Annotated in this window: 8 protein-coding genes; 1 reads left to right on the top strand and 7 read right to left on the bottom strand. The window is 39.2% G+C overall.

The genetic code is table 11. From position 1 onward, the window contains the following. On the top strand, positions 1 to 427 hold a 427-nt coding region (locus tag G6Q00_RS08040; RefSeq protein ID WP_163532733.1), incomplete at its 5' end, for an RNA-guided endonuclease InsQ/TnpB family protein. A 39-nt stretch (positions 428 to 466) separates the two neighbouring features. Here G6Q00_RS08040 and G6Q00_RS08475 read toward each other — a convergent pair. The 7 genes from G6Q00_RS08475 to G6Q00_RS08005 all read right to left on the bottom strand — a co-directional run. Beyond that, complete coding sequence (locus tag G6Q00_RS08475; RefSeq protein WP_205426577.1) at positions 467 to 1,513, bottom strand: hypothetical protein; 1,047 nt, start codon at positions 1,511 to 1,513, stop codon at positions 467 to 469. Between the two features lie 307 nt (positions 1,514 to 1,820). Next, positions 1,821 to 2,423 carry a hypothetical protein gene (locus G6Q00_RS08030; RefSeq protein ID WP_163532732.1) on the bottom strand — a complete coding sequence of 201 codons (603 nt, stop codon included), beginning with the start codon at positions 2,421 to 2,423 and terminating at the stop codon, positions 1,821 to 1,823. Beyond that, a complete protein-coding gene (locus G6Q00_RS08025) occupies positions 2,423 to 2,605 on the bottom strand; it encodes a hypothetical protein (RefSeq protein ID WP_163532731.1) in 183 nt (60 codons plus the stop codon). Before G6Q00_RS08025 ends, G6Q00_RS08030 begins: the two co-directional genes overlap by 1 nt. Positions 2,606 to 2,674: 69 nt before the next feature. Continuing rightward, a complete protein-coding gene (locus G6Q00_RS08020; RefSeq protein WP_163532730.1) occupies positions 2,675 to 2,896 on the bottom strand; it encodes a hypothetical protein in 222 nt (73 codons plus the stop codon). A gap of 9 nt (positions 2,897 to 2,905) precedes the next feature. Beyond that, positions 2,906 to 4,684 (bottom strand): portal protein, encoded by a 1,779-nt coding sequence (locus G6Q00_RS08015; RefSeq protein WP_163532729.1) that lies wholly within the window; start codon positions 4,682 to 4,684, stop codon positions 2,906 to 2,908. A 194-nt stretch (positions 4,685 to 4,878) separates the two neighbouring features. Further along, positions 4,879 to 5,115, bottom strand: coding sequence for a hypothetical protein (locus G6Q00_RS08010; RefSeq protein ID WP_163532728.1), 237 nt, complete (start codon positions 5,113 to 5,115; stop codon positions 4,879 to 4,881). Between the two features lie 111 nt (positions 5,116 to 5,226). Further along, a partial coding sequence (locus tag G6Q00_RS08005) for a hypothetical protein (RefSeq protein WP_163532727.1) occupies positions 5,227 to 5,465 on the bottom strand: 239 nt, incomplete at its 5' end.

Raw genomic sequence — 5,465 nt, 5'->3', positions numbered from 1 at the left:
TAGCCATAACCGCCTTAAAGCTAGAATCAAACTAGCTAAGCTACACAGAAAAATTAAGTTTTTAAGAACGGACTTTTTCTATAAACTAGCTAACTATTTAGCCAAACAATACACCCATGTTTTCATTGAGGATTTGAATATGAAAGCGATGCAAAGGTTGTGGGGTAGAAAGATTAGCGATCTAGCTTTTAGTGAGTTTATATCTATCCTAGAGAGAAAAACACAGGTGCATAAGATTGATAGATTTTATCCAAGCTCTAAGACTTGTTCTAATTGTGGGGCACTCAAAGAGGATTTAAGCCTAAAGGATAGGGTATTTAATTGCCACTCTTGTGGCTTTTCTTTGGATAGAGATTTAAACGCAAGTATTAATATTCATAGAGTTGGGGCATCAACTCTTAGAGTAGAGGCTGTAAGACCCGCCTAGCTGGCAAGCCTTGATGATCCTAGAATCCCCTAGCTTTAGCTATGGGGAGTATGTCAAATAAACTAATCCCTTTTGTTGATAAAAACTTCTTAGCCGCACTTTGCCCGGTGCCTCCATTTTCTCAAATAGCGGTAGTCTTAGCCCCTCGCGGTAGTATTGGTTTTGCATAATAAAACTCTCTGTATTAATGTGGCTAACAATGGGGGTTATATCGCGCTTTGTGTGTTCTTCATACATTCTACCTAGTGGGTTACCCCCCTCATCAAATGCGCCAAAATAATTCTCTGCTAAAATCTTAAAGCCTTGTTCTAGTTGCTTCATACGCTTATCAATCTTAATTTTTAAATACTCAATATTTTTTGGATTATAAGGGTTATGTTGTGCTTTTGGTATGTCTAAATTTAGCCCGTCAAAATAGGCATTTCCTGCCATATGCCTATGGGCGCGATTATTAATTCTTTCACCTAGCACATTAACAACTTTAGTACCTAGTATCCCCCGCATAGGATTAAAGCTTTCAATGCCCACATAGCTAACACTGCCCGGTGCTCCGTCTTTATAAATGCTACCCTCAGCTAATACCTCATATGGGTGATAAATTAGCGCATTGACTCGGGGATTTTTAGCGTTTGTTTGGCTTTTAGCAATATTGGTGGCAATTCCGATATTAGTTGTTGTGCCCTGATAGTATTTAAGTGCATTCTTAGCATTTGCATTTAGCACCCCCATAGCAATACTGCCTACAATACCGGTTATTGCACTTGTAACTGCCGCTGTAGTGCTAATTATAGTTGCTACTAGGCTAGCCCCTCCGGTAAATACAGCTAGCCCAATGCCAATAATTGCGCTAATAAATGCGCCTATAATATTGCCAATATTGCCCCCACTAAAGGCATCGGTGAATACTTGGAAGTGCTCATCTGCTTTAGCCTTAGCCACTCTAATAGCGTTACACTCGCAAGTATAATCATCAATTCTTAGATTATAGTTATCGCGGGTTTCACAATAAAGGCGCTTATAATGGGCTGTCCAATCTCTCACATATCTTTTATATTTCTTATCGCCTCTATCCCATATTAAGGGCATTTTTTAATCCTTATTTTAGCGATTTGATAACTTAAGCTACTTATAAGCTTTGTTGTGTTATCTTAATGATCTCTAACAGCTGCTAGCTCTTTACTCTTAGTTACCTCCTAAGTTGATTTGTGCTAGCACTCGTTGGTTTTGGTTTTAGACTTTCGCGATTATTCCATTCATCTTATCCCTTGTTGGCAAGTACCTTGCCACCTTTTGTTACTCTTAAACTAATCTTAAATAAGCATTTTTAAGCATTAAGCAATTTTAAGCTACCCCCCTTATCCCCGCCCCCCTTTCTCTCTTTTCTCTTTTTTGCCTAATTAGTGTTGTTCTGTGTGGTGTTTTGTTCCGCGCTTTCTGGTGTGCTGTAATTAATGGCTAGCACCTGTTCAAAGTCACTTGCATTTTCAATTTGCTTAACCGCCTTAGCTTTAGCCCCTAGTAGTGTGGCTAGTTTACTCGTATAGCTTTCGTGTTTTTCTCTAATTTTATTGATCAAATCAAAGCGGCTTTCGCCCCTAGCTTTAGCTAACTCATCAATAAAGGGGGTATTAGCTGTAGGGCCTGCTAAAGCCTCTTTGTATTGTAACTCATAGGTTAATACTTCATCTAGCGGAATGTATTCCTTTTGCACTCTAGCTACTTCTAGCTCAAAGGCGCTTATCACTTTCATACTTTGCATAGATTTAGCTTGATCTAGGCTAAGCTCCTCAAGCTCTCCACTTGCATTTAAACTTTGCCCAATGGCATACTTATACTCCTCCCCCTTAGGTAGTGCCATTAACTTTATTTGCTCCGGGTTAAAGCTAGGGAGTTTCTCACCTTTAAAAATATCACTTACGCGGTTATTTTCAATAAGTGCATAACTTACGCCGGGCTCACACTTCCCACTAGTTACCAAAATCGCTTTTGTTGCCATTACTCTTGCTCCTCTTGTTCCTCTGTATCCGGGCTAAATACCTGATCGCAAGTATCATAAAAGTCTGTATCATCTTGATCGTAAAAATCGCTCTCGTCCTCACCCTGTGCCCCTTGATAGGCTAAATAGTCGTCGTATTGTTCTAAAAGGGCTTGTTCATGGGGGGTTATTAGGTTTTTCATGGCTATCTCCTTATATTAGATATAAAGGATTTAGCCACAAACTAGCTAGCTTTTCAAGGGTTAAGATTTTTAGTAGCGATCGTAGCGATCAACGATCTTTAAGTAGCCGTCTTTCTCCATTTGCTTAAAAATCCTAAAGGTGTGATCGGCTAAAAACATGCGGTTATAATAAGGATTATCAATGCGGTATCTAACTACACCATAAGTAATGCCATAATAAGCCGCAAACTTAGGCAAACTGCCAAATCTAGCTTTGATTTTAGCCCGATCAAATTTGATAAAAGGTTGCATATTTTCCTCCTAATATTCTAAATGTTGTGCACTAAAATACTTTTGCCACTTGCTCCCCTGTGCATGGGGTGGCTTCTTTGGGCTTTCTTGTGGGTCTGTAGCGGCTAAACTAGCTAAGTCTAAATTTTGATTGATTTGTTCGCTAGCCGTGTGAGCCTCTACTAGCGCGCCTTGTTGGCTGTATTTTTGCGCTTTAGCCTGCAACTCTGCAATTTGTGCGGCTATTCTTTGGAGTTCTAAGGCCTGTAATTGTTCTTGATAAGGCGCTTGAGCCTGTGCCTGTTGTTCTTGTGCTTGCTGTGCTGCTGCTATCACTTCCTCCACATCAGCACTTATGGGGCTATCCATATCGTTTAACACTAAAGGCAACAAGTTAGGTATCAAGTCTGGTCTAATACCACTAAGCATTTTTAATAACTCATTCCACTGGCTAAAGCGCTCGTCTTTGCTTTCAGTTTTAAGTTGAGTCTTATAGATTAGATCAAACTTACAAGGTTTGATCATGTTTGTAGGGTTATCATTAATGCTAAAGTAACGATCTCCTACCTTTTTATCCACAATTCTAAAGACTTGTTTTTTAGTAAAGTAGTGGCTAATTAGACTTACTGCAAGTTCATAAATGAGTTTATCCATATCATCACTAACTTTTAAAAAGTTTTGTAAACCCATAAGCCCACTTTCGCGGCGTTGAGCAATGGCTACACCACTTTGGCGATTTATAGCCATGCCTAAACTTTCATCATTTAACCCGGCTAGAATCTTTAATAACTGGCGCTTTTGTTCTGCCTTAGCACTCAGCGCGGCTATATCTGCCTGATTATTCATAAATTGAATCTTGTTATCTTTAAGTGCACCCGGTCTAACTCTAACTATTGCATTATCTAGCGCCATGTTTGTTACAAACTCATCAATGTTAAGCACGCTATCCTCCTCAAACATGGCCTTAAAGCTCCCCATCATATTTCCCATGCGATTCTCCGCATAGTTGATATAATCTTGCATAGGCTTTATATCTCTAAATAGGCCGTAATAGTTGTTGTTTTGATCCATATAGTATTTAGCCACTACAAAGGGATTTAGCCCATTTTTAAAAGGCTTTTGTTCAAACTTATAAATACCCCCCTGTAATCCCCAAATGTACCTATTCCACACTAGTTCTTGATCTTGATTATCAAATTCGCAATACCAACTCTCAATAATATTAGCTAGCCTTTCTTGTTGGTATTGGTAGATCACCTCCACACCCGGTAAAAGCTTTTTAAGGCTTTCTTCATCACAAACTAACATTTTATGATAACGCCTTGCGTCTAAGGCGTTGCTATCCGTGCTAAAATAATCAATAATAAAACTCTCTGGGCTTATAGCCTTGATCTCAATATCCACATCGCCTTCTTTATCATGAATCGCCCACAATTCAATCACCCCCAAACCGCCCATTAATAAATCCCTATCGCGCTTAATGATCTCTTTATCATAGTTGCGTTTTTGATTAAAGTATTTGAGTAAATCATTTAATAAGTCAGCTAAGGGTTTATCTTGTTCTTGTCTGGGTGTTAGTCTAACTTCTTGAATGCTACTAATCTTATAACCTAGAATTTTATTAATGATCATCTTATAGATGTTTTCTACAATAGGGGTCTGTCCGCGCTCCTCAATAATGTTTAGCACATCGGGGGGGAGTTGCTCCCCATGATAATAAGCTTTAGCCTTTTTAAACTCCTCAATACTAGGGAGAGCATGATCATAATCGGTTCTAAAATCTTTTGCTAATTCTTTGAAGTCTTTCATTTTCAACCTTTAAGCAATTGCGGCGGGTAGATGTGCTGTGTGCTTCTAGTCAGAAGGTTTAAGGTTTTTGAGGTTAAACCCGCCGCAACTGATCCGTTCTACAAAGGAGTTAATCAACAACGGACTTAGCTAGATTAGCAAAGTTTGTAAAATCTTTAAAGGGTTAGGATTTAGCGTTTTTGTAGTTGTTTGGGCTAAGGTATCTTAGTAGGCATAGGGCTTTGAGTGCAAAACTCTAAATCTTTCTCAAGTCTTTCAGTGTAGATCAACAACTCTTTTAGATAATCTACAAAGTGCAAACTCTTAGGCGGTCTTTCTGGCTTGATAATATTACACTTAGTGGGGATATAAACCTTTTGATAGACTATGCGGGGGGTGCAACCAAATAAGGCTATACAGGCTATTAAGGTACTGCTATAGGTCTTATTCATGGGTTTTATTGGGGTTTAAGGGGTTAGGTGGTATGGTTCGGGGCGTAACCTTCTAGGCAAGATGTCCATGCCTAGACTCCTTTTTGGGGCTTGTGGATTGGCCGAAAGTCTCTACAGGGGGTTTTTGTACTCATAGGCTGTAATAATCCAATGGTTATCTCCTTTTCCCATCCACCCCTTAGATAGGCCTACTCTAAACTCTCCGCTTTTTGTTGTTAAGAATATAGTTTTAATGCCTGTTGGGCTAACCCTAAGCTCCCCATTTTTTACTATTTCCTCTAACCCATTGCCTAACTTCTCATAAGCACTATTCCCCTCAAATGGGCTAAAGTCATCTAGGTGTTTTTCTA

It is taken from the genome of Helicobacter suis (assembly GCF_902196125.1).
GTDB classification, from domain to species: domain Bacteria; phylum Campylobacterota; class Campylobacteria; order Campylobacterales; family Helicobacteraceae; genus Helicobacter; species Helicobacter suis_B.
Note: the sequence above shows the minus strand (reverse complement) of the source record. Positions and strands in the feature narration are given on the sequence as shown.